Annotated in this window: 19 protein-coding genes; 10 read left to right on the top strand and 9 right to left on the bottom strand. The window is 68.3% G+C overall.

The window, feature by feature from the left end; genetic code table 11:
- Positions 1 to 9: 9 nt before the first annotated feature.
- The 7 genes from ASC94_RS03990 (at position 10) to ASC94_RS03960 (ending at position 7,371) form a co-directional block, all read left to right on the top strand.
- A complete protein-coding gene (locus tag ASC94_RS03990) occupies positions 10 to 1,089 on the top strand; it encodes a BMP family ABC transporter substrate-binding protein (RefSeq protein WP_056391008.1) in 1,080 nt (359 codons plus the stop codon).
- Positions 1,090 to 1,099: 10 nt separating this feature from the next.
- Positions 1,100 to 2,518 carry an amidohydrolase family protein gene (locus ASC94_RS03985; RefSeq protein WP_056391006.1) on the top strand — a complete coding sequence of 473 codons (1,419 nt, stop codon included), beginning with the start codon at positions 1,100 to 1,102 and terminating at the stop codon, positions 2,516 to 2,518.
- Between the two features lie 252 nt (positions 2,519 to 2,770).
- Positions 2,771 to 3,691 (top strand): amidohydrolase family protein, encoded by a 921-nt coding sequence (locus ASC94_RS03980; protein ID WP_056391003.1) that lies wholly within the window; start codon positions 2,771 to 2,773, stop codon positions 3,689 to 3,691.
- Between the two features lie 12 nt (positions 3,692 to 3,703).
- On the top strand, positions 3,704 to 4,618 hold the full coding sequence (locus ASC94_RS03975; protein ID WP_056391000.1) for an amidohydrolase family protein: 915 nt from the start codon (positions 3,704 to 3,706) through the stop codon (positions 4,616 to 4,618).
- A gap of 75 nt (positions 4,619 to 4,693) precedes the next feature.
- The gene (locus tag ASC94_RS03970) at positions 4,694 to 6,073 is read left to right on the top strand and encodes a UbiD family decarboxylase (RefSeq protein WP_056390997.1); all 1,380 of its coding nucleotides are present in this window, start codon (positions 4,694 to 4,696) and stop codon (positions 6,071 to 6,073) included.
- Between the two features lie 57 nt (positions 6,074 to 6,130).
- Positions 6,131 to 6,673 (top strand): hypothetical protein, encoded by a 543-nt coding sequence (locus ASC94_RS03965; protein ID WP_056390994.1) that lies wholly within the window; start codon positions 6,131 to 6,133, stop codon positions 6,671 to 6,673.
- 77 nt (positions 6,674 to 6,750) lie between these two features.
- Positions 6,751 to 7,371, top strand: coding sequence for a type 1 glutamine amidotransferase family protein (locus ASC94_RS03960; protein WP_056390991.1), 621 nt, complete (start codon positions 6,751 to 6,753; stop codon positions 7,369 to 7,371).
- Positions 7,372 to 7,395: 24 nt separating this feature from the next.
- Here ASC94_RS03960 and ASC94_RS03955 read toward each other — a convergent pair whose 3' ends face one another.
- The 8 genes from ASC94_RS03955 to mrtJ are packed head-to-tail and all read right to left on the bottom strand — an operon-like array spanning position 7,396 to position 15,855.
- Complete coding sequence (locus ASC94_RS03955; protein ID WP_056390988.1) at positions 7,396 to 8,181, bottom strand: enoyl-CoA hydratase; 786 nt, start codon at positions 8,179 to 8,181, stop codon at positions 7,396 to 7,398.
- 50 nt (positions 8,182 to 8,231) lie between these two features.
- Complete coding sequence (trxB, locus tag ASC94_RS03950) at positions 8,232 to 9,185, bottom strand: thioredoxin-disulfide reductase (protein ID WP_056390985.1); 954 nt, start codon at positions 9,183 to 9,185, stop codon at positions 8,232 to 8,234.
- A 25-nt stretch (positions 9,186 to 9,210) separates the two neighbouring features.
- Positions 9,211 to 11,130, bottom strand: a complete 1,920-nt coding sequence (dsbD, locus tag ASC94_RS03945) for a protein-disulfide reductase DsbD (protein WP_082616140.1) — start codon at positions 11,128 to 11,130, stop codon at positions 9,211 to 9,213.
- 18 nt (positions 11,131 to 11,148) lie between these two features.
- Complete coding sequence (locus tag ASC94_RS03940; RefSeq protein ID WP_056390982.1) at positions 11,149 to 12,291, bottom strand: DUF3570 domain-containing protein; 1,143 nt, start codon at positions 12,289 to 12,291, stop codon at positions 11,149 to 11,151.
- A gap of 29 nt (positions 12,292 to 12,320) precedes the next feature.
- Positions 12,321 to 12,593, bottom strand: coding sequence for a DUF4266 domain-containing protein (locus ASC94_RS03935; protein WP_082616138.1), 273 nt, complete (start codon positions 12,591 to 12,593; stop codon positions 12,321 to 12,323).
- A complete protein-coding gene (locus ASC94_RS03930) occupies positions 12,590 to 13,225 on the bottom strand; it encodes a TlpA disulfide reductase family protein (RefSeq protein WP_307718828.1) in 636 nt (211 codons plus the stop codon). The genes ASC94_RS03935 and ASC94_RS03930 overlap by 4 nt, the downstream gene beginning before the upstream one ends.
- Positions 13,222 to 15,423 (bottom strand): choice-of-anchor D domain-containing protein, encoded by a 2,202-nt coding sequence (locus ASC94_RS03925; RefSeq protein WP_082616136.1) that lies wholly within the window; start codon positions 15,421 to 15,423, stop codon positions 13,222 to 13,224. Before ASC94_RS03925 ends, ASC94_RS03930 begins: the two co-directional genes overlap by 4 nt.
- A 36-nt stretch (positions 15,424 to 15,459) precedes the next feature.
- Positions 15,460 to 15,855, bottom strand: coding sequence for a JDVT-CTERM system glutamic-type intramembrane protease (gene mrtJ / locus ASC94_RS03920; RefSeq protein WP_082616134.1), 396 nt, complete (start codon positions 15,853 to 15,855; stop codon positions 15,460 to 15,462).
- Between the two features lie 155 nt (positions 15,856 to 16,010).
- Between mrtJ and ASC94_RS03915 the strand changes: the two genes are divergently transcribed.
- From ASC94_RS03915 to ASC94_RS03905, 3 genes are read left to right on the top strand one after another with little or no spacing between them, the layout of a single operon-like run.
- Entirely contained in the window at positions 16,011 to 16,586 is a 576-nt protein-coding gene (locus tag ASC94_RS03915; protein WP_056390979.1) for an RNA polymerase sigma factor, read from the top strand.
- Entirely contained in the window at positions 16,583 to 17,296 is a 714-nt protein-coding gene (locus ASC94_RS03910) for a zf-HC2 domain-containing protein (RefSeq protein WP_056390976.1), read from the top strand. Before ASC94_RS03915 ends, ASC94_RS03910 begins: the two co-directional genes overlap by 4 nt.
- Positions 17,293 to 18,624: a S8 family serine peptidase gene (locus ASC94_RS03905; RefSeq protein ID WP_056390973.1), complete on the top strand. Its 1,332-nt coding sequence runs from the start codon at positions 17,293 to 17,295 to the stop codon at positions 18,622 to 18,624. Before ASC94_RS03910 ends, ASC94_RS03905 begins: the two co-directional genes overlap by 4 nt.
- A 17-nt stretch (positions 18,625 to 18,641) precedes the next feature.
- Here ASC94_RS03905 and ASC94_RS34130 read toward each other — a convergent pair whose 3' ends face one another.
- The gene (locus ASC94_RS34130; protein ID WP_056390971.1) at positions 18,642 to 20,267 is read right to left on the bottom strand and encodes a methyl-accepting chemotaxis protein; all 1,626 of its coding nucleotides are present in this window, start codon (positions 20,265 to 20,267) and stop codon (positions 18,642 to 18,644) included.
- Between the last annotated feature and the right edge of the window lie 222 nt (positions 20,268 to 20,489).

The raw sequence follows: 20,489 nt of genomic DNA, 5'->3' as shown, positions 1-20,489 counted from the left end.
AGACGCATCATGCCGTACAAACTTAACCGGTCCAGCGCTGCGGTGCCGGTACTGCTGGCAGGCCTGTCGCTGCCGGCCCAGGGCGCCGAGCCCTTGAAGACCTGCTTCCTGTACTCCAACCCCATCGGCGAGAGCGGATGGACCTACCAGCACGAACTGGCGCGCCGCGCGCTGGCCAGCAGCATGGCCGACAGGATCACCACCAAGTACGTGGAGAACGTGGCCGAGGGGCCGGATGCGGAGCGCGTGATCCGCAACTTCGTGCAGGAAGGCTGCAAGCTGATTTTCACGCCCTCGTTCGGCTTCATGGAGCCGACCATCAAGGTGGCCCGCCAGGCGCCAAAGGTGATTTTCATGAACGGCACCGGCTACAAGACGGCGCCCAACGTGGGCGCCTACAATGCGCGCTACTACGAGGGCCGCTACCTGGAGGGCGTGCTGGCCGGGCATGTCAGCAAGAAGGGGCTGGCCGGCTATGTCAGCGCCTTCCCCATCCCCGAAGTGCTGCAGGGACTGAACGCTTTCACGCTGGGCATGCGCAGCGTGAATCCGAACGCGCAGGTCAAGCTGATATGGGTGAACGCATGGTACGACCCCGGCAAGGAGCGCGAGGCGGCCAACACCCTGGCGACGCTGGGCGTGGACCTGCTCACCTACGACACATCCTCGGTGGCGGTGGTCACGGCGGGCGAGGAGAAGGGCATCCCCACCGTGGGCTACTACTCGGACATGTCGCGCTTCGGCCCCAAGACCAACCTGACGTCGGTGGTGCAGACCTGGACCGGCTACTACGGCAAGGTGATCGAGGATGTGCTGGCCGGGCGCTGGAAGTCCGGGCAGACCGTGGGCGGCCTCAAGGAAGGCGTGATCAGGATGGCGCCCCTGAACGCCGCCGTGCCGCCCGAGGTGCGCGACAAGTTCGCCGCCACCGAGAAGGAGATCGCGGAGGGCCGGCTGCATCCCTTCGCCGGCCCCATTTTCGACCAGGCGGGCAAGCAGCGGGTGGCGGCGGGCCAGGTGCTCGGCGCGGCCGAGCTGGACAAGATGAACTTCCTGGTCAACGGCGTGGACGGCACGCCGCCCAAATAGGAATGCACCCATGACCAATCTGATTCTCATCAAGGACGCGCACAGCATCCTCACCGGCGCGCGCGGCGACGCGGCGCGCAGCACCGCCAGCGACGTGCGCATCGCCGACGGCGTGATCACGCAGATGGGCAAGGGGCTGCGGCCCTTGCCCGGGGAGCGCGTGCTGAACGCGCGCGACTGCGTGATCTATCCGGGCTGGGTGAACACCCACCACCACCTGTTCCAGTCGCTGCTGAAGGGCGTCCCGGCCGGCATCAACCTCACGCTCAGCCCCTGGCTGCAGGCGGTGCCCTTCATCTACCGGCGCGCCTTCAACGAAGACAGGCTGCGGCTGGCCGCGCGCATCGGTATCGTGGAGCTGATGCTGTCCGGCTGCACCACCATCGCCGACCACCACTACATCTATTATCCGAACATGGGCTACGACGCGTCTGCCGCGCTGTTCGAGGAGGCCGACAAGCTGGGCGTGCGCTTCATGCTGCAGCGCGGCGGCGGCACCGTCACGCGCAAGCTGGAGGCCGACCGCAGCACCTACGTCGAGCCGGAAACGCTGGACGGCATGCTGGCCGACGTGCAGCGCCTCGCCAGCCGCTACCACCAGGGCGGACCCAGGCCGCGCACCCGGGTGGCGCTGGCGCCCACCACGGCCACCGTGTCGGTGGCGCGCGGCGAGTTGCGCGAAGTGGCGCGCGCGGCGCGCGCCATGAACGTGCCGCTGCACACCCATATGTCCGAGACGGTGAGTTTCATGGAACACTGCCGGGCGGAATTCGGCTGCCTGCCGATCGAATTCCTGGCCGAGCATGAGTGGCTGGGACCGGACGTTTCGCTGGCTCACCTTACGCACCTGACCGACGCCGAACTGCGTCTGCTGGCCCATTCGGGCACCGGCATGGCGCACTGCCCGCAGAGCAACGCCCGCCTGGCGGACGGCGTGGCGCGCGCGCCGGACCTGCACCGCCTGGGCGGGGCCGTGTCCATCGGCGTGGACGGTGCGGCGTCGAACGAGGCGGCCGACATGCTGAGCGAGGTGCACTTCTGCTGGCTGATGCACCGCGCCCACGCCGGGGCGGCCACCCGGCCCAGGCCGGACGGCGACGGTGAGGCCGGTGCCGACAGCGTCTCGGTGGAGCAGGTGGTGAACTGGGCCAGCGAAGGCGGGGCGCGCGTGCTGGGCTTCGACGGCGTGGGGACGCTGCAGGTGGGGCAAGCCGCCGACCTGGCCGTGTACGATCTCGACTCGCCCCGCTATTTCGGTTTGCACGACATGGCCATCGGCCCGGTGGTGGCGGCGGGCAGGCCGCGCCTGAAGTGGCTGCTGGCCGGCGGCCGCGTGCTGGTGGAGGACGATGCGATCCCGGGCGTGGACATGGCGGCGCTGCGCGCCGAAGCCAGCGCGGACGTGCAGCGCCTGATGCAACAGGTTTGATACGTACAGAAATCCGTTGACAGCGGAAAGCGAATAACGGTATAAATAGTTTTAGTAAGTGGGTAGAAGCGTTCAACTGGATTTCGCAGCGGTGCAATGCCGGCGCGGGGCCCAGTGGGAGATTGCCTGCTGGCGGAGTACCCGTCAGTGGCCATTTGTCCTTCGCAAACGCGCCCCTGACAGTCCTCCAGATAAGCGAGGCGCACGGCTAGTGCGCTATCCCAACCTGAAGTATTGTGAGGAGAAAACCCCATGATCATCGACACCAGCTGCTACCCGACCAACCTGGTCGACCTGGCCTGGCGCCACGATGGCGACCCATTCACCGGCGAACGCCTGATCCAGATGATGGACGGACCGTATATGGTGAACGGCAAGCCGCGCCGTATCGACAAGGCCTTTATCCAGCCGCCGCAAGGCAATACCATCTACACCTACACCGATGGCGAGAAGAGCGGCACCGAATCCATCGACGCCTACATGGCCTACACGCTGGAGATGGTGCGCAAGTACCCGGACCGCCTGATCGGCTGCTTCGTCTACAACCCGCGCTGCGGCGTGCAGAACGGCGTGGACGCCATCGAGCGTTACGTGACCGAATACGGTTTCAAGATGGTGCAGTTCCAGGCCAATATGCACGCCTACCGTCCCGACCGCGCGCTGGACTGGCTGCGTCCCGCGCTGGCCAAGTGCGCCGAGCTGGGCGTGCTGGTCAAGCTGCACACCGGCGACGGCCCGTACAGCATCCCCACCGAATGGGTGCCGATGATGAAGGAGTTCCCGACCGTGAACTTCATCATGGCGCACTTCGGCGTGCAGACCGGCGGCGTGTACTGCTTCGAGCCCTTCCAGCTGGCCATGGACATGCCCAACGTGTACTGCGAATCCGGCTGGTGCCTGCAGTCGCGCATCGTCGAGTTTTCCAAGGTCCTGCCCAAGCACAAGATCCTGTACGGCTCGGACACCCCGCCGAACGAACCGGGCATGTGGCTGCGGCTGCTGGAAGTGCTGTGCTTCGAGCCGCCACAGGGCCTGAACCTCGACGAAGACACGCTGGAAGACTACCTGGGCAACAACGTGGCCCGCATGGTGGGCCTGGAAACCAGCCCGCCGCCGCGCACCGTGGCCGAAGCCGAAGCGCGCTTGGGCCTGAACCGTATTAACGACCGCTAACCGGAGCCCCACATGATTATCGATACCCATCTGCACCCGACCAACCTGGTAGACGAAGCGTGGCGCCACACCGGCGAGCCGTTCAACGGCGAACGCATGCTCAAGATGATGGACGGCCCCTACATGATCAACGGGAAGCCGCGCCGCATCGACATGGGCTTCATCCAGCCGCCGCCGGGCAACACCGGCTACCGCGACGGCAACCGCCGTGGCCGCGAAGGCATCCGCGACTATATGACCTATATCGCTGAGCTGTGCCACAAATATCCGGACCGCTTCATCGGCAACTTCACCTTCAACCCGCGCTGGGGCCCGGAGGAGGGCGCGCTGGAACTGGAGTATCACGTGAAGGAGTACGGCTTCAAGATGCTCAAGCTGCACGCCAATATGCACGGTTACCGCCCGGACCGCGCGCTGGACTGGCTGCGTCCCGCCATGAAGATGTGCGCCAAGTACAACGTGGTGGTGCTGATCCACACCGGCGACGGGCCTTACACGATACCGACGATGTTCTACCCCATCATCCGCGAGTTCCCGATGGTGAACTTCATCATCGGCCACTTCGGCATCCAGACCGGCGGCAACTACTCCTTCGAGGCGTTCTGGATGGCGATGGACACGCCCAACGTGGTGTGCGAGTCCGGCTGGTGCTTCCAGTCGCGCATCGTGGAGTTCGCCAAGCAGCTCCCGCGCAACAAGATCGTGTTCGGCACGGATACGCCGCCGAATGAGCCGGGCATGTGGCTGCGCGAGCTGGAAGTCCTGTGCTCGCAGCCGCCGCACGGCATGGGGCTGGACGAGGACGGTCTGGAAGACTACATGGGCAACAACATCGCCCGTCTTTGCGGCATCAAGACCACGCCGCCGCCGCGCACCCTGGAGGAAGCGCAGCTGCGCCTGACCGACACCTACGCCGGCGTGAAGTAGGCCGGCGCAGGCGGCAACCAGCGGCGGCGCGCGCAGGCCAGGGCGCGCCGCCGCATCAACCGAAAGAAGACAGACATGATCCCGCAAGACTTCCATCAATTCCTGCGCCGGTACCGCGAACAGTATCCGGAAGACGTGTTCACTGTGCGTGAAGCGCTCGAAGACGGGCAGGACGCCGCCGCGCTGGTGTGGCGGCTGGCCGCGCAGAACCGCCATCCGCTGCTGGTCTGCGAAAGCGTGCGCGGCCTGGACACCCGGCTGGTGACGAACATCTTCGCCTCGCGCGAACGCGTGGGGCGCATGCTGGGTGTCGCCGCTGCCGGCATCCATGCCGAATACCAGGCGCGCAGCCACAAGCTGGTGGCGCCGCGCCTGGTGGAGCGCGGCCCGGTGCTCGACAGCGTGGTCCGGCACGGCGTGGGCCAGGACAGGGTGGACCTGCGCACGCTGCCCATCATCCAGCATTTCGCCACCGACCGCGGGCCCTACATCACCAACGCCATCCTGCTTGCCGAGCATCCGGACACCGGCGTGGGCAACCTGAGCTTCCACCGCTCCACGCTGCATTCGCCGACGGAGATCGCCACCAGCCTGCATTCGCGCGGCCACCTGTGGCGGCTGCTTCAGATCGCGCGCGAGCGCGGCCAGCCGCTGCCGGTGGCCATGGTGATCGGTGCCCATCCGCTGTTCATGCTGGCCGGCGCCGCGCGCCTGCCGTTCGGCGTGGACGAGCGCCATGTGGCAGGCGGCCTGCTGGGCGCGCCGCTGGACGTGGTGCGCACGCCGAAGTACGGGCTGGCGGTTCCGGCCTGCGCAGAATTCGTGCTGGAGGGCGTGATCGATCCCGATGCGCAGGTGCCGGAAGGCCCGTTCGGGGAATTCAGCGGCTATTCCTCCGACCGCTCCACCAACAATCTGCTGCGCGTGGAGTCGGTGCTGCGGCGGCGCGACGCCATCCTGGTCGATGTCGTGGGCGGCAATTCGGCCGAGCACCTGAACCTGGGCCGCATCCCGCGCGAATCCGAAATGGTGGAGAAGCTGCGCGAGCGCTTCCCGAGCGTTACCGCCGTGCATTACCCGAGTTCGGGCACCCATTTCCACGCCTACGTGGCGGTGAAGCAGATGCGGCCCGGCGAAGCGCGCCAGATCATGCTCGGCCTGCTGGGCTGGGACCCCTACCTGAAAACCGTGGTGGCGGTGGACGAGGACGTGGACGTGACGCGCGACGAGGAGGTGCTGTGGGCCATGGCCACGCACGTGCAGCCGCACCGGGACGTGCTGGTGATCGACGGCCTGCCGGGCAGCGCGCTCGATCCGTCCGCTTCCGGCATCGGCACCACGTCGCGCATGGGCGTCGACGCCACGCGCGGGCCGGATTTCGACGGCGTGCGCGCCCTCATTGCGCCGGAAGCGATGGCGCGGGCCGACGCCATCCTGGCGCGCGCAATGGTGTAGGCAAAACAGCAAGTGCTGAGGTAGGATGCTGCCAACCAAACTATTTTGAGGAACAGCGTGATTTCAGTGAAACTGCTGGCCGCCGCCGGCCTGATAGGCATCTCCACCCTGGCGCTGGCCGCCGCTCCGGCCGCCCCCGCTCCCGCCGCCGCAAACACCGCCGCGCCCAGCGCCATGCAGGTGAAGGCCGCGTACGACCTGCTGGCCGCCATGCAGGCCGAAAAACTGACCCGCACCGTGGCCGGCGGCAGCCGCTTCGCCAACGAACAGCAGCGCCAGGCTTTCATGGCCAAGCTGGACAAAGTGCCGGCCGCCGAGGTCTACCAGCGCCTGGCCGCGCCGGTGGCCAAGCTGGTGTCGGCAGAGACGGCCGTGGAAATGGCGCGTTTCTACCAGTCCAGCTACGGCCAGAAGGTGCTGCAGAAGGCCTATAACGGCGGTCCCAGCATGTATGACGACGCGCCCAAGCCCACGCCGGCCGAAAAGGCCGAACTGGCCAAGCCGGCCTACGTCAAGGCCGACAAGGAATTCCAGGCCGCCAGGCCGGCCATCCGCCACGAAGTGTTCGTGCTGGTGAGCGAGCTGGCAAAAGCGAAGTAAGCCTCAAAAAACGTTAGCATATCGGCCAGATTGACAATAAGATGTGTCTTCGACTTTCCTGAATTGCGGAGACTGCGATGAAGATCTATCTGGTTGTGATGAATACCCTGGCCGATTGGGAGATCGCCTACCTGACGGCGGAGCTGCACAGCAAGCGCATGATGGCCGACCCGGCCGCGCCATGCGAGATCGTGAAGGTGGGCCTGACGCCCGAGCCTATCGCCACCATGGGCGGCATCGCCATCACGCCCGACGTCACCTTCGATGCGGTGCGGATGCAGGCCGACGACCTGCTGCTTCTGCCGGGCTCGGACCTGTGGCAGACGCCGGAGGCAGCGGCACTGCTGGCCTTCGCCAAGGACATGGTGGTGCAGGGCTACCGGGTGGCGGCCATCTGCGGCGCCACCATCGGCCTGGCACAAGCGGGCGCGTTGGACGACAGGCAGCACACCAGCAACGACAAGGGCTACCTGAAGACCGTCTGTCCCGGCTATACCGGCGAACAGCGCTACGTGGAAGCGCCTGCGGTGCGCGACGGCAACCTGATCACCGCGTCCGGCCTGGCGCCGCTGGAATTTTCGTACGAAGTGATGAAGATGCTGGGCCTGTTCCGGCCCGAGACGGTGGACGCCTGGTTCAAGCTGTATTCCACGCGCGAGCCGAAGTATTACGACGCCCTGGTGGCGTCGATGAGCTGAATTTCAGCTGGAACCCGGTTGAAATCAGCTGCGCCAGATGGGCGGGCGCTTTTCCAGGAAAGCGTCTATGCCTTCGCCGGCGTCCTCCTCCATCATGTTGCGCGCCATGACGTCGCCGGCGTAGCAGTAGGCCTCGCCCAGCGCCAGTTGCTGCTGGCGGTAGAACATGGCCTTGCCGTGGCGGATGGCCGCCGGGCTCTTGCCGACGATGTCGGCTGCCTTGCGGGCCACCGCCGCGTCCAGCTCCGCATCCGGCACGGCCTCGTTGACCAGGCCGAAGTCCGCCGCCGTGGCGGCGTCGATGAAGCGGCCCGTCACCAGCATGTCGAAGGCGCGCTTGGATGACACATTGCGCGACAGGGCCACCGCCGGCGTGGCGCAGAACAGTCCCACGTTGATGCCGGAGACGGCAAAGCGCGCGCTCTCGCCCGCAATCGCCAGGTCGCAGCTGGCCACCAGCTGGCAGCCGGCCGCCGTGGCGATGCCGTGTACCCGTGCGATGACCGGCACCGGCAAGGCCTGGATAGCCTGCATCACCCCTGCACAGCGCGCGAACAGCGCCTGATAGTACGCCAGGCCGGGCTGGGCGCGCATCTCGCGCAAGTCATGTCCGGCGCAGAAGGCCTTGCCGGCGCCGGCAAGGACCACGCAGCGCACCGCCGGATCGGCGGCCACCGCGTCCAGCGCGCGCTGGAGCGCGTCCAGCATGGCTTCGGAGAGCGCATTGAACTGCAAGGGGCGGTTCATGCGCAAGGTTACAACGCCATCGAGATCTTCCCGCAGCAGCAGGGGAGCCGGTTCGGTCTGCATAGTCATCCTCCATGTGGGCCATGGTGTCAAATTGTACAGACATTGCGGGCTTACTGCTCCAGAAAGCGCTGCGCGTCCAGCGCCGCCATGCAGCCGGTGCCGGCGCTGGTGATGGCCTGGCGGTAGACATGGTCCTGCACGTCGCCGGCGGCGAACACGCCGGGGGCGGAGGTGGCGGTGGCCATCCCTTCGCTGCCGCTGCGGGTCTTGATGTAACCGTTGTGCATGTCCAGCTGGCCTTCGAAAATGCCGGTGTTCGGCTTGTGGCCGATGGCCACGAACAGCCCGTGCACCTTGATCATGGTTTGCGCGCCGCCGGCGGTGGCGGCCAGGGTCAGGCCGGTCACGCCGCCCTGGTCGCCGGTCACTTCCTGCAGCGTGTGGTTCAGTTTCAGCGCGATCCTGCCTTCGGCAACCTTGGCCATCAGGCGGTCGATCAGGATGGCTTCGGCGCGGAATTTGTCGCGGCGGTGCACCACGGTCACCCTGGAGGCGATGTTGGACAGGTACAGCGCTTCCTCGACTGCCGTGTTGCCGCCGCCGACGACCGCCACTTCCTTGCCGCGGTAGAAAAAGCCGTCGCAGGTGGCGCAGGCCGATACACCGCGTCCCATGAAGGCTTGCTCCGACGGCAGGCCGAGGTACTGGGCGGAAGCGCCGGTGGCAATGATCAGCGCATCGCAGGTGTACTCCGCGCTGTCGCCAATCAGGCGGATCGGCTTTTCGCTCAGCTTGGCCGTGTGGATGTGGTCGAACACGATTTCTGTCTTGAAGCGCTCGGCGTGCTGCAGGAAGCGCTGCATCAGGTCCGGACCCTGCACGCCCATCGGGTCTGCCGGCCAGTTTTCCACGTCGGTGGTGGTCATCAGCTGGCCGCCTTGTTCCACGCCGGTTACCAGCATGGGGTTCAGGTTGGCGCGCGCGGCGTAGATGGCGGCGCTGTAGCCGGCCGGGCCGGAGCCGAGTATCAGCACGCGGGCGTGCTTCTTGATCTGGTTGATCATGGTTTTCCGTTTGGTGATGGTGGAGTCAGCCCGGCTGCTGCGCGGCGCGCTGCAGGTGCTGGACGAAGGGCTCAGGCGGTATGAAGCCGATCAGGCGCCCCTGCGGTATCTCCTTGCCGCTGGCGTCGAACAGGATCATGCCGGGAGGGCCGAACAGGCTGAACTTCTTCATCAGCGCACGGTCGTCGGCATTGTTGGCGGTAACGTCGACCTGGATCAGGCGCATCTTCTTCATCTGCGCGCTGACGGCGGCCTTGGAGAAGGTCATGCGTTCCATCTCCTTGCAGGCCACGCACCAGTCGGCGTAGAAGTCGAGCAGCACCGGCTCCCTGGCGGTGGCCAGCACGCTTTCCAGTTCGGCCACCGTGCGGATGCGGGTGAAGCGCGGTTCGCTGTGGTTTTCCGCCGCCTGCGCGGCCGCGTTGGCGCTGCCGCCGCGCAGGTGCGCCAGCGGCTGCAGCACATCGCGCCCTGCGCTGGCCGCGCCCACCAGCTCGAACAGGCCGCCCACCAGGAACAGCAGGCCCAGTGCCTTGGCCGCGTAGGCGCCAGGCTTGCTGCCGGCCGGCAGGGCCTGGCCGACGTGCAGGAATACCGCGCACAGGACCGCCAGGGCGCCCCACAGCATCATCGTTACCGGCACCGGGAACACTGGCGACACCATCCATACGGCCACGGCGATCAGCAGCAGGCCGAATACCTTTTTCACGCCGTTCATCCAGGCACCGGCGCGCGGCAGCAGGCTGCCGGCAGAGAGGCCGGTCAGCAGCAGCGGCACGCTCATGCCGCAGGCCATGGAGAACAGGGCCCAGCCTCCCACCCAGGCGTTGCCGGTCTGGCTGATGTAGAGCAGCGCGCCGGCCAGCGGGCCCGCCACACAGGGGCCCACGATCAGTGCGGACAGGGCGCCCATGGCGAACACGCCGACGAAGCGTCCGCCGCGCAGCCTGCCGCCGGTTTCGCTCAGGCGCGACTGCAAGCCGCTGGGCAGCTGCAGCTGGTAGATGTCGAACATGGACAGGGCCAGGCCCACCAGCAGCGCGCCGAAGGTGAGCAGCACCCAGGGCTTTTGCAGCGCCCCGGCGAGGCCTTCGCCGGCCAGGCCGGCGCCCACGCCCAGCGCCGTGTACACCAGCGCCATGCCGAGGCAGTAGGCTGCCGCCAGCATCAAGCCCCGCCCGCGCGACACGCTGCCTTCGCCCACGATGATGGACGACAGGATGGGCACCATGGGCAGCACGCACGGCGTGAACGAGAGCAGCAGGCCGAACACGAGGAAGGCGCCGCCGATGCGCCACAGGCTGCCGCTGCGAAGCGTGCGCTGGGCCAGGGTGCTGTCGTCCTCGGGCAGGGCGGCCGGGGCGGCTGCACTGGCCGCGGTGCCCGGCGGCGTGGCGGCTGGGCTGGCCGTGCCGGCGCCGGCAAGGGGCGCGCCCGGCGCGGCCGTTGCCGGCGCCGCCTCAGTGATGCCGCCCGTGGCGACGCCCGCTGGGGACAGCGCCGCCAGTGGGCCTGGCTGCGCGGGACTGACCTTGAACGCCACTTCCTGCGGCGGATAGCACAGGCCCGCGTCCGCGCAGCCCTGGTAGCCGACAGTCAGCGTGAACGGCGCGGCGCCGCCTGTCACCGGCAGCGTGACCACCAGCTGGCGCTGATAGGTCTCCATCTCCTTGTTGAAGTTTTCGTCGAAGGTGCGGACGCCGGCCGGCAGCTCGGGCTGCGCCAGTGCCGAGCTGCCCTTGAAGGCCAGCCGCTCGCGGTACAGGTGGTAGCCGGGGGCGACATCCCAGCGCAGCACCAGCTTGCCGCCGTCGCGCAGTTCGCCGTGCAGCTTGAACGCCTGCTCTGGCGCGAGAAAATCGTCGGCCGCCGCCGCTGCGCCGGGCAGGCCGGCGAAGGCCAGCATGGCGCACAGCGCCAGCAGCCAGTTAAGAATGCGTTGCATCTGTTCCTCCAATATGATTTACCACTGGCGTGTGAGGCCCAGCTGGATGCTGCGCGCGCGCATCGTGTCCAGCCCCGGGCTGGCGCTGTCGAAGGCGCGCCAGGCGCCGCGCTGCTGGTAGGCTTCCACTTTCACGTCCACCGTCCAGTAACGGCTGATCTCCCTGGCCACCTTCAGGCCCAGCGTGACAGCGCCAAAGCCGGACAGGCGCTGGTCCGCCGACGAGAAGCGCGGGCTGCCGAACACATAGCCCGGCGGGAACGGGGCGCCCAGGGCGGCGTCGTACACCGGATCGAAGTAGAAGCTGGCCGCGCGCTGCGTGTGGTAGCGGGCGGACGGCGTCAGCTTCCAGCCATCGGCCAGCGGCAGCACGTACTCGGCGCCCAGCGTGTGCGCGCGAATGCCGTAGCTGTCGTTGTAGTAGCGGTAGCTCAGGCGCGTGGCGGCGCCGTTGCCATCGTGGTAGTGGTTCCAGCGCGCCAGCAGGGTGTTCTGGTTGCGCTCGCGCGGCCGGTTGTCGAAGGCCTTGTAGGGATCGGAGAAGTAGCCGTGGCCCTGGGTGCGCGTCAGCGTCAGCTGGGCGATGTCGCGCGGCGTGAGCACCTGGGTGACGCCCGCCATCACGTTCACGGTCTGGCGCGTCTGGCCGGTAACGATGTTGTTCACCGGGTCGATCGCGTCGTCCGAGCCGCCCACGCCGAACGACCAGGTGGTGTTCTTGTCGGCGCTGGAGACGGTGCCCGTCAGCGACAGGGCGCGCGACACGTAGTCGTGCTCGGTGGAGTAGGCCGCGCCCACGGTGACGCTGCCGCCGGGCAGATAGCGGGTGACGGCAATGTCGCCAGCGCGCCGCGTGTCCTTCATGCGCGAGGCGCCCGACACTGCCGTGTGGTAGCGCGGCGATGCGCCGGATACGTGGTCCGAGGTGAGCGAACCGGCCAGCGACCAATGGCTCGCGATCGGCGTCACCAGCGACACGGACGGCGCGCTGACTTTCACCCTGTCCAGGCCCGACTGGCTCTCTTCGTAGTTCAGGTATTTGAAACTGAGGGTGCTGCGTTCGGGCGGCTCTTCCGCCTGCGCGGTCAGGCCCGGCAGCAGCAGGGCCGCCGCCAGCAGCGCGTTGCCCAACGGCGGGCGGTCCGGATTTTGTAATTTCATGCTTGTCCTTATAGCTTCCTGGTTTGGGCTTAGTTGCAGCCGCAGCCGCCACCACCGACGCCGCTGCCGCCGGAGGCGCCTTCCTTGCTGGTGTAGATATGTTCGTTGAAGCGCGCCTCCAGCGGATCGCCCTCGATCAGCATTTCCGGCTTGGCCAGCGCGCCTTTCTCCCAGGGTTGCACGGGTTTGATGGCACTGCAGCCGGCGCTGGCGGCGAGCACGCCGGCAAGGGCCGCCAGCGCCCCCGCGCGGCGGAGTGCGCGCGCCGCCGAGCGCAGCTCGGAAGACAGGCGCGGCCTCATTTCTTCACCCCCAGCGCGGCGCGGATGCGGCTTTCCAGTTCGGCGCGGTCGGCTTCGCGGAAGCCGCTATGCTCGAACAGCACCTTGCCATCCGGCCCGATCAGCACACTGCTGGGCATGCCTTTGATGCCGTACTGGCGCGGCGCCGCCCCGGCCGGGTCGAAGGCCACCACGAAGCGCGCCGGGGTGGCGGCCAGGAAGCTGCGCGCGTCGTCGGTCTTGGCGTCGACATTGATGCCGACCACCTGCAGCCCCTGCGCGCCGTATTTGGCCTGCATGTCGTTCATCCACGGGAAGGAGTGGCGGCAGGGACCGCACCACGATGCCCAGAAGTCCAGGTACACCAGCTTGCCCTGGTACTGTTCCAGGCGCACCGCGCCCGCGGTGCCCGGCAGCTCGAAGACGGGCGCCGGCTGGCCCGGCACCACCGCTGCGCAGACTGGCTGCGCCAGCAGCAGCGCTGCCGCCGCTGCTGCCGCCGCTGCTGCCGCTGTTGCTACGGCTCCTGCCGCTGCCGCACCGCCCAGGCCGGCCAGGGCAGCGAATGCGCGCCTGGCGTGGCCGGCGGCCATGCCGTGCGCCGCAGCGCGCGGCTGGATCGGGCATTGCCCCATGCTTGTGCTGAGATTCATGCTGCCTCCTTGTTCATGGGTTGGTCCTTGCCGGGCTGGCGCGCCAGGCGGCGCCAGCCAATCACGCCCAGCGCCAGCAGCACCAGGAATGGCAGCATCGGGTCGCTGCCGTCTTGCGCGGCGGAGCAACCGCCGCCGCCGCTGTTCTGGGGCTGCGCTGCGGTGGTTGTGGCGGCACTGGCCTGGCCGCTCAATGCAATGGTCCAGCTGGCGGCGCCGTCGCCTTGCAGCTTGACGTCGCCGGTGCTGGCGCCGGCTGCGGTGGGCGCATAGCGCACCACCAGTTCGCACGACGCGCCCGGCTGCAGCGTGAATGGCGCGGCGGCGCAGCTGGTGCTGTCGGTCACGGCCGAGAACGGGCCGGTGAAGGCGGTGCTGGCCAGGTTGAGCGCCGCGCTGCCGGAGTTGGTGAGCGTGAAGCGCTTGGTGGGCGCAGTACCGCCGACTGTGGCGGCGCCGAAGTCGAAGGTCTGCGGTGACACGGTCAGTGCGGCGCCGGCGGGAATGGCCACGCCATTGCCGGCCAGGTTCAGCGTGAGCTGCACGCCGCCGTCCGTCAGCAGCACCAGGCTGGCGCTGCGCGCGCCGGCTGCACCGGGCTTGAAGCTGCTGTCGATGGTGCAGCTGGCCGCAGGGCTCAGCGTGGCGTTCACGGCGCAGCTGCCGCCCAGCGTAAAGTCGCCCGCGTTGGCGCCGCCCAGCACCAGGCTGGCGATCTTGAGCGCCGCGCTGCCGTCGTTGCGCAGCACGGTGCTGTGCACGGCCGAGGTCTTGCCGACCTGGGTGTCGGCGAAGGCCAGCGGGCTCGTGTCGGACAGGACCGGCTTGGCCACGGCCGCCGTGGTGCCGGCGCCTGTGATGGCGACCTGCAGGTCCGGCGCGTTCGAGCGCACCAGCAGCGTGGCGGCCACGTTGCCCGCGGCGGACGGGGCGAAGCTCACCGGCACCACGCAGCTGGCGCCGATAGCCAGCGTGGCGCCACAGGTGCCCGCGCCAACGGTCACGCTGGCGGCGCCGGTGGCGGCGATGGACGTAATGTCGAGGGCGACGTTGCCATTGTTGGTGAGGGTGACGTTCTGCGTGACGGCGGCACCGCCCACGGTCTGTGTACCGAAGGCCAGGGCGCTGGGGTTGACCGCCAGTGCGGGCGCCGCTGCCGCGCCGCTGCCGGACAGGCCGATGGAGGCGTTGCGATTGGATGCGTTGGAGACCAGGCTGACGTTGCCGGAGAAGGCGCCCGCTGCGGTGGGGCGCGCCTGCACGGTGAGCGTGCAGCTGCCGCCGGCGGCGACCGGGGTGGCGGTCGAGCAGCTGCCACCCAAGGTGAAGTAGCCGCTGTTGGCGCCGCCCAGTGCGATGCCGGTGAAGCTCAGGGTGGACTGGCCGCTGTTGCTGACGGTGATGGTTTGCGTGGCTGAGGCGGTGTTCACCACCAGCGCGCCGAAGTTGACGCTGGTGGCCGACAGGGCGATGGTGGGCTGCGCCACAGCGCTGCCGGCGCCGCTCAGGGCGACAGTGCTGGCGCCGCCGGTGGCGTTGTGGCCGATGGTGAGTGTGGCCGAGCGCGTGCCTGCCGCCGTGGGCGTGAAGCTGACCACCAGGGCGCAGCTGGCGCCTGCGGCCACCGCGCCGCCTGCGCTGCAGCTGCCGCCGGTGACGGCGTAGTCGCCCGCGGCGGCGCCGCCCAGCGCGATGCTGCTGATGTTGAGCGCGGCCGAACCGGTGTTGGCCAGCGTGGCGGACAGGCCCGTGCTGGTCTGGCCCACGGCGGTGCTGCTGAAGGTGAGGCTGGCCGGGGCAAGCGAGGCGACCGGCGCGGCCGTCACGCCCGGGTCGCCGATGAACGCGGCCAGGTCGGCCAGTTCGGCGGCGCTGAAGCGGCCGCTGTACAGCGTGCCCATGCCGCCCCGGTTGGCCGCGATGGCGGCGCTGATCACGGACGGCGCATTGGCCCCGCGCAGGATGCCGCTGACGTTGCTGGCCGGGGAGGGCCCGTGGCAGGTGGCGCAACTCGCGCCGCCCCCCACCGGGCCGTTCAGGTACAGGCTTTTACCGTTAAGGGCGCTCTGGGCCGACGCCGTGCCGAGGCCGGCGCCGAGCAGCAGCAGCGTGGCAAGGCCGGTGCGGCGCAAGTGTCGCAGCCTGCCCCGCAGCTTGCCACGCAGTGTGCCTGCTTGATGCGGTGTGATTCTGGTCATCGTTGCTCCTGGTCGGTTCGTTATTAAAATGCTTCGTTAAAAATTCATATGGCAGACAGCCAGGGCGTAGCCGTTGCACAGGGCATGCGCTGCGGCGCACAGCCGCCAGTCCCGCCGGCGCCAGTACAGCAGGCTCAGTGCCAGCCCCGGCGGGAAGACGGCCGCTGCCGCGAACCAGCCGGCACCCATATGCAGCAGGCTGAAAACAGCCGCCGGTGCCAGGATGGCCAGCGCGGCAGCCGCCGGCGCCTGCACCCGCGCCGCCGCGCCATGTGCCGCGCAGTAGCGGCGCATCAGCCATTCCTGCAGGCCGGCGCGCACAATCCATTCCTCCAGCAGCGGCGCCAGCACCAGCAGGCGCAGCAGCGTGGCCGGGTCGGACTTCAGCAGCGAGGGACCGCACAGGGCGGGCAGCAGTAGCAGAGTGGTCATGTCACCCGGTCAATACTGGCAACGGGTAAAAAGGTTCAAGTGCGGGCGAAATATTTTTCGCCGTGGCGCCGTGTAAAATAAATTGCGGACTTAATGAACCTTTTCTGTGCGCGCGCGTATAAACCGCAAACAGTAGAAGCGGGCAGATGGGGCAAATGCGGCAGATGGAGAACTCGGCGAGGGCGGAAGGGGGCGAGCCGCTATTGGTGCGGCAGATCGCGGCAGGGGACCGGACAGCGTTCCAGGCCCTGTATCGCCTGTACTTTCCCAGGCTGGCCAGGTTTTTGGACCGCATGGTGCGCAACGCGCCGCTGCTGGAGGAAATCATCAACGACACCATGCTGGTTGTGTGGCAGAAGGCGCAGACCTATGATCACAGCTGCAAGGTGTCCACCTGGATTTTCGCGATTGCCTACCGCCAGGGGCTGAAGGCGGTGAATCTGCTGGACGAGCCGGTGGAATCGGACTTCGAGCTGCAGCCCGGCTGCGCCAGCCAGGAACCGGAACAGGCGGCCTTGCAGCAGCAGTTGCAGCAGGATGTGGGACGCGCGCTCGACGCGCTGCCCATGGAGCAAAGGGTGGTGGTGAGCCTGGCTTATTATCACGACATGGCTTACCAGGAGATCGCGCAGACGATGAATTGCCCGGTCAATACGGTGAAGACGCGGATGTTTCACGCTCGCCAGCGCTTGCGCGGCATGCTGTCCGCCCATATGGAAGAAATCTCATGAGTACCAATCAACAAGCGGACACGCATGGCGCGGTGCAGGCTTTGCTGCCGTGGTTCGCCAACGAAACCCTGCCGGCCGACGAGATGGCGCTGGTGCGCGGCCACCTGCGCGAGTGCCCGCAATGCCGCGAGGACGCGGCCTGGCAAGAGCGCCTGCGTGCGGCCGGACCGGCCATGCCGGCCGGGCTGGATCCCGAGCGTGCACTGGCGCGGCTGATGCCGCAGCTTGGGCCGCAGGCGGATGCGCAGGCGGATGCACAGGCGGATACGCAGCCTGCGCTGCAGACGGCCCCGCAGCCGGCAGCCCGGCCCGTGCTGCGGGCTCCGTCGCTGGCGGAGCGCTGGCGTGCGCTCTGGTCCGGCGGCGGCTGGATGCCGTGGGCGCTGGCGGGGCAGGGTGTGCTGATCGCGGGGCTGCTGTTCCAGCTGCTGCCCGGCGGGACGCAAGACTACCGGGCGCTGAGCAATGGAGGCAAGGCGCCGCCGCCGCCAGCCGGCAATGTGGTGGTGGTGTTCCGGCCCGACGCGCAGCTCGGCCAGGTGCAGCAGATGCTGCAAGCGCAGGGTGCCCGCGTGGTCGACGGCCCGACCGTGACTGGCGCCTATGTGCTGGACGTGCCGGACGCCGCCGAGGCGCAGGTGCTGGCTGCACTGAAGGCCTATCCCCTGGTGCAATTGGCGGAGCCGCTCAACGCACGGCGCGCGCCATGAAGCGCGCGTTGACGCGGCTGCTGTGCCGCGCGCTGCTGGCCGCCACCGCTGCTGCTGGCGCCATGGCCGCCGTCCCGGCCGCAGCATCCGCAGCCGCAGGACCTGCACCTGCAGCGGGCGCAGCGCAGCCGCAGCAAGCCGGTGCCGCCCAGCCCGAACGCCCGGCCGTGCAGTCTCCCGCTGCGCAGCCTGCGCGCGAGATCCTGGTCATGCTTCGCCTGCCCGCGCCGCACTACCGGCCGGACGCCTACTATCCGCCCAACTACCGCGACGACGCCGGCGCCGCCGCGCGCCGCCGCACCGCCGAGGCGCTGGCGCGCGAATACGGCCTGCGCCTGCTGGAAGACTGGGCCATGCCGATACTGAACGTGGACTGCTACCGCATGGCCGAGCCGGAGGGCGCAGAACCTGGCAAGATCGTCGAGGCGCTCTCGCGCGACCCGCGCGTGAAGTGGGCGCAGGCAATCGAGACCTTTACCGCGCAGGGCGGCAGCGACCCCTTGTTCCCGGTGCAGCCGGCGGCGCAGCAGTGGCAGCTGGCCGACATGCGCAAGGCCGCCACCGGCCGCAACGTGACGGTGGCGGTGATCGACAGCGGGGTGGAGGCAGCGCACCCGGACCTGGCCGGGCAACTGGCATTCCAGGAGAACTTCGTGGAGGGCCAGCCCTACGTCGCCGAGAGCCATGGGACCGGCGTGGCCGGCGTGATCGCGGCGCGGGCCGGCAACGGGGTGGGCATCGAGGGCGTGGCGCCGGAAGCGCGCCTGATGGCGCTGCGCGCTTGCTGGGAGCAGGCCGACGGCGCCACGCGCTGCAACAGCTTCACGCTGGGCAAGGCGTTGAATTTCGCACTGATGCACGGGGCCCAGGTGATCAACCTCAGCCTCTCAGGCCCGCCGGACCGGCTGCTGCGGGAACTGATCGACGTGGCCTGCGCGCGCGGCGTGCGCGTGGTGAGCGCGGTCGATCCGGCCAGCGCCGGCGGCGGCTTCCCGGCTTCGCATCCCGGCGTATTTGCCGCCACCGCCCTGGTGGCGCAGATGGTGGCAGGGCGCGTGCTGCTGGCGCCGGGGCGCGATATCCCCACGTCCGCGCCGGGCGCCCGCTGGGGCATGGTGTCCGGCTCGTCGTTCTCCGCGGCGCACATTTCCGGCATGATGGCTTTGCTGAGCGAGCTGCGGCCCGCCATGGCGCTGCCGAAGCTGCGCGCCAGCATCGTCTCTCAGCCCGCCGGCATCGACCTGTGCGCCACAGTGGCGATCGTCACCGGGAAATGCAGCTGCTTGTGCGGCAGCACCGCCCAGTTGAAGGACGTCCGCTCACCGTAAGCGGCGGACTGCGGCGCTCATGCGGCCATACGGCCGCCCGGCACCAGGCGCAGCACGGGACCGGCGGCACGCTGCGGAGCCGCTTGCGACGACGGTGCGGCGGTGCCGGTGCTGAAGGCTGCCACCACTTGCGTCAGGCACGCGGCCTGCTCCTGCAGCGAAACCGCCGCCGCAGCCGCTTCTTCCACCAGGGCCGCATTGCGCTGGGTGACTTCATCCAGCTGGCAGATGGCCTGGTTGATCTGGTCCAGGCCTGTGCTCTGTTCCTGGCTGCTGCTGGCGATGTCGGCCATCACCCCGGCCACGCTGCCGATGCCCTGGACCACCGATTCCATGGTGGCGCCGGCCTTGCCCACCAGTTGCACGCCCTGTTCGACCTGCTGCACCGAGTTGCCGATCAGGGTCTTGATTTCCTTGGCGGCTGCGGCCGAGCGGTGCGCCAGATTGCGCACTTCGCCGGCCACGACCGCGAAGCCGCGCCCCTGCTCGCCGGCCCGCGCCGCTTCCACGGCGGCGTTCAGCGCCAGGATATTGGTCTGGAAAGCGATGCCGTCGATGACGCCGATGATGTCGGCGATCTGCCGCGAGGAGGCGTTGATCGCGTCCATGGTCAGCACCACCTGGGCAACGGCCTCGCCGCCCTCGGCCGCCACGGCCGACGCCGACGCCGCCAGCTGGTTGCCGCGCCGCGCGTTGTCGGCGTTCTGTTTGACGATGCAGGTCAATTCCTCCATCGACGAGGCGGTTTCTTCCAGCGCTCCGGCTTGCTGCTCGGTGCGGCTGGAGAGGTCCGCGTTGCCGTTGGCGATTTCGCGCGAGGCGGTGGCGATGGCATCCGCGCCGCCGCGCACCTGGTCGACAATGCCGGCCAGGTTGCCGTTCATGTCCTTGAGGGCCAGCAGCAGCTGGCCGGTTTCGTCGGTGCTGCTGGCGTCGATCACGCTGCCCAGGTCGCCCGAGGCCACGGTCTGCGCAATCTGCACCGCCTGGTTGATGGGACGCGTGATCGAGCGGCCCACTGCCCACGCCGTCAGGCCGCCCAGCAGCAGGGCCAGCCCGGCCGCGCCCAGCATCAGCGCCATCGCGCGGCTGTTGCTGGCGTCGGCCGATTGCTCGTCCTGGCGGCTCTTGGCCAGCTGGACCTCCACATATTTCTGGATCGCCTCTTGCCAGGCGCTGGTTGCAGGCCCCGCCTGGCGCAGCAGGTAGGTGACGGCGGCGTCGCGGTCGGTCTTGCTCAATTTGAGGAACTGGTCGTAGGTGGGCAGGGCGGCGTCGTGGCCGGCCTTGATTTCCGCCATCAGCGTGCGGCCGGTCTGGTCCAGCGGCATCTGGTCCAGGGTGGCGTATGCCTTGTCGTAGCGCGCCTTGGCGTCGGTGATCTTTTGCGATTCGGCGTGCGCGGACGCCTCGTCCGATTGCAGGGCGACGGTACGGATGACACGCGCGACCACGTGGGTGGACTGCGACATTTCCTCCAGCAGGAGTATCTTTTCAAGGTTGACGTCGACGATGTGGTGCAGCGCATTGCCGGCGCTGTTCATGCCGCTGATACCGGCCAGGGCCACGCCCGCCAGCAGCGCCAGTACCACGGCAAAGCCGGCCGCCAGCCGCTTGCCGATGCTCAGGTTACTCAGTTTCATGATTGCCTCCAGTATGGAAATACACACGATGCGGCGTACGGCGCTCTAGATGGCGCGGGGTGCGGCATGTCCAGGCGAGGGCGTGGCCTGAAGGAAATGATTGTTGCAGTTCGTTACAATTGGTGAGATTCGAGGATAGCGCAGGCGATGGGATTTGTGTAGCAATAGATGACTTTGTGTGTCTTTGTTGCGGATTTGGTCGCGCGCCGGTGCGCCCCCGCA

The sequence above is a fragment of the Massilia sp. Root418 genome (assembly GCF_001425265.1).
GTDB lineage: Bacteria > Pseudomonadota > Gammaproteobacteria > Burkholderiales > Burkholderiaceae_D > Rugamonas.
Note: the sequence above shows the minus strand (reverse complement) of the source record. Positions and strands in the feature narration are given on the sequence as shown.

What these genes read in the sequence shown, in the direction of transcription:
- ASC94_RS03955 (WP_056390988.1), bottom strand. Translation starts at nt 8,181, where the DNA reads ATGCAGACCGAACCGGCTCCCCTGCTGCTGCGGGAAGATCTCGATGGC.
- ASC94_RS03975 (WP_056391000.1), top strand. Translation starts at nt 3,704, where the DNA reads ATGATTATCGATACCCATCTGCACCCGACCAACCTGGTAGACGAAGCG.
- dsbD (WP_082616140.1), bottom strand. Translation starts at nt 11,130, where the DNA reads ATGCAACGCATTCTTAACTGGCTGCTGGCGCTGTGCGCCATGCTGGCC.
- ASC94_RS34130 (WP_056390971.1), bottom strand. Translation starts at nt 20,267, where the DNA reads ATGAAACTGAGTAACCTGAGCATCGGCAAGCGGCTGGCGGCCGGCTTT.
- ASC94_RS03980 (WP_056391003.1), top strand. Translation starts at nt 2,771, where the DNA reads ATGATCATCGACACCAGCTGCTACCCGACCAACCTGGTCGACCTGGCC.
- ASC94_RS03990 (WP_056391008.1), top strand. Translation starts at nt 10, where the DNA reads ATGCCGTACAAACTTAACCGGTCCAGCGCTGCGGTGCCGGTACTGCTG.
- ASC94_RS03940 (WP_056390982.1), bottom strand. Translation starts at nt 12,291, where the DNA reads ATGAAATTACAAAATCCGGACCGCCCGCCGTTGGGCAACGCGCTGCTG.
- ASC94_RS03905 (WP_056390973.1), top strand. Translation starts at nt 17,293, where the DNA reads ATGAAGCGCGCGTTGACGCGGCTGCTGTGCCGCGCGCTGCTGGCCGCC.
- ASC94_RS03935 (WP_082616138.1), bottom strand. Translation starts at nt 12,593, where the DNA reads ATGAGGCCGCGCCTGTCTTCCGAGCTGCGCTCGGCGGCGCGCGCACTC.
- ASC94_RS03960 (WP_056390991.1), top strand. Translation starts at nt 6,751, where the DNA reads ATGAAGATCTATCTGGTTGTGATGAATACCCTGGCCGATTGGGAGATC.
- ASC94_RS03970 (WP_056390997.1), top strand. Translation starts at nt 4,694, where the DNA reads ATGATCCCGCAAGACTTCCATCAATTCCTGCGCCGGTACCGCGAACAG.
- ASC94_RS03910 (WP_056390976.1), top strand. Translation starts at nt 16,583, where the DNA reads ATGAGTACCAATCAACAAGCGGACACGCATGGCGCGGTGCAGGCTTTG.
- mrtJ (WP_082616134.1), bottom strand. Translation starts at nt 15,855, where the DNA reads ATGACCACTCTGCTACTGCTGCCCGCCCTGTGCGGTCCCTCGCTGCTG.
- ASC94_RS03985 (WP_056391006.1), top strand. Translation starts at nt 1,100, where the DNA reads ATGACCAATCTGATTCTCATCAAGGACGCGCACAGCATCCTCACCGGC.
- ASC94_RS03930 (WP_307718828.1), bottom strand. Translation starts at nt 13,225, where the DNA reads ATGAATCTCAGCACAAGCATGGGGCAATGCCCGATCCAGCCGCGCGCT.
- ASC94_RS03925 (WP_082616136.1), bottom strand. Translation starts at nt 15,423, where the DNA reads ATGACCAGAATCACACCGCATCAAGCAGGCACACTGCGTGGCAAGCTG.
- ASC94_RS03915 (WP_056390979.1), top strand. Translation starts at nt 16,011, where the DNA reads ATGCGGCAGATGGAGAACTCGGCGAGGGCGGAAGGGGGCGAGCCGCTA.
- trxB (WP_056390985.1), bottom strand. Translation starts at nt 9,185, where the DNA reads ATGATCAACCAGATCAAGAAGCACGCCCGCGTGCTGATACTCGGCTCC.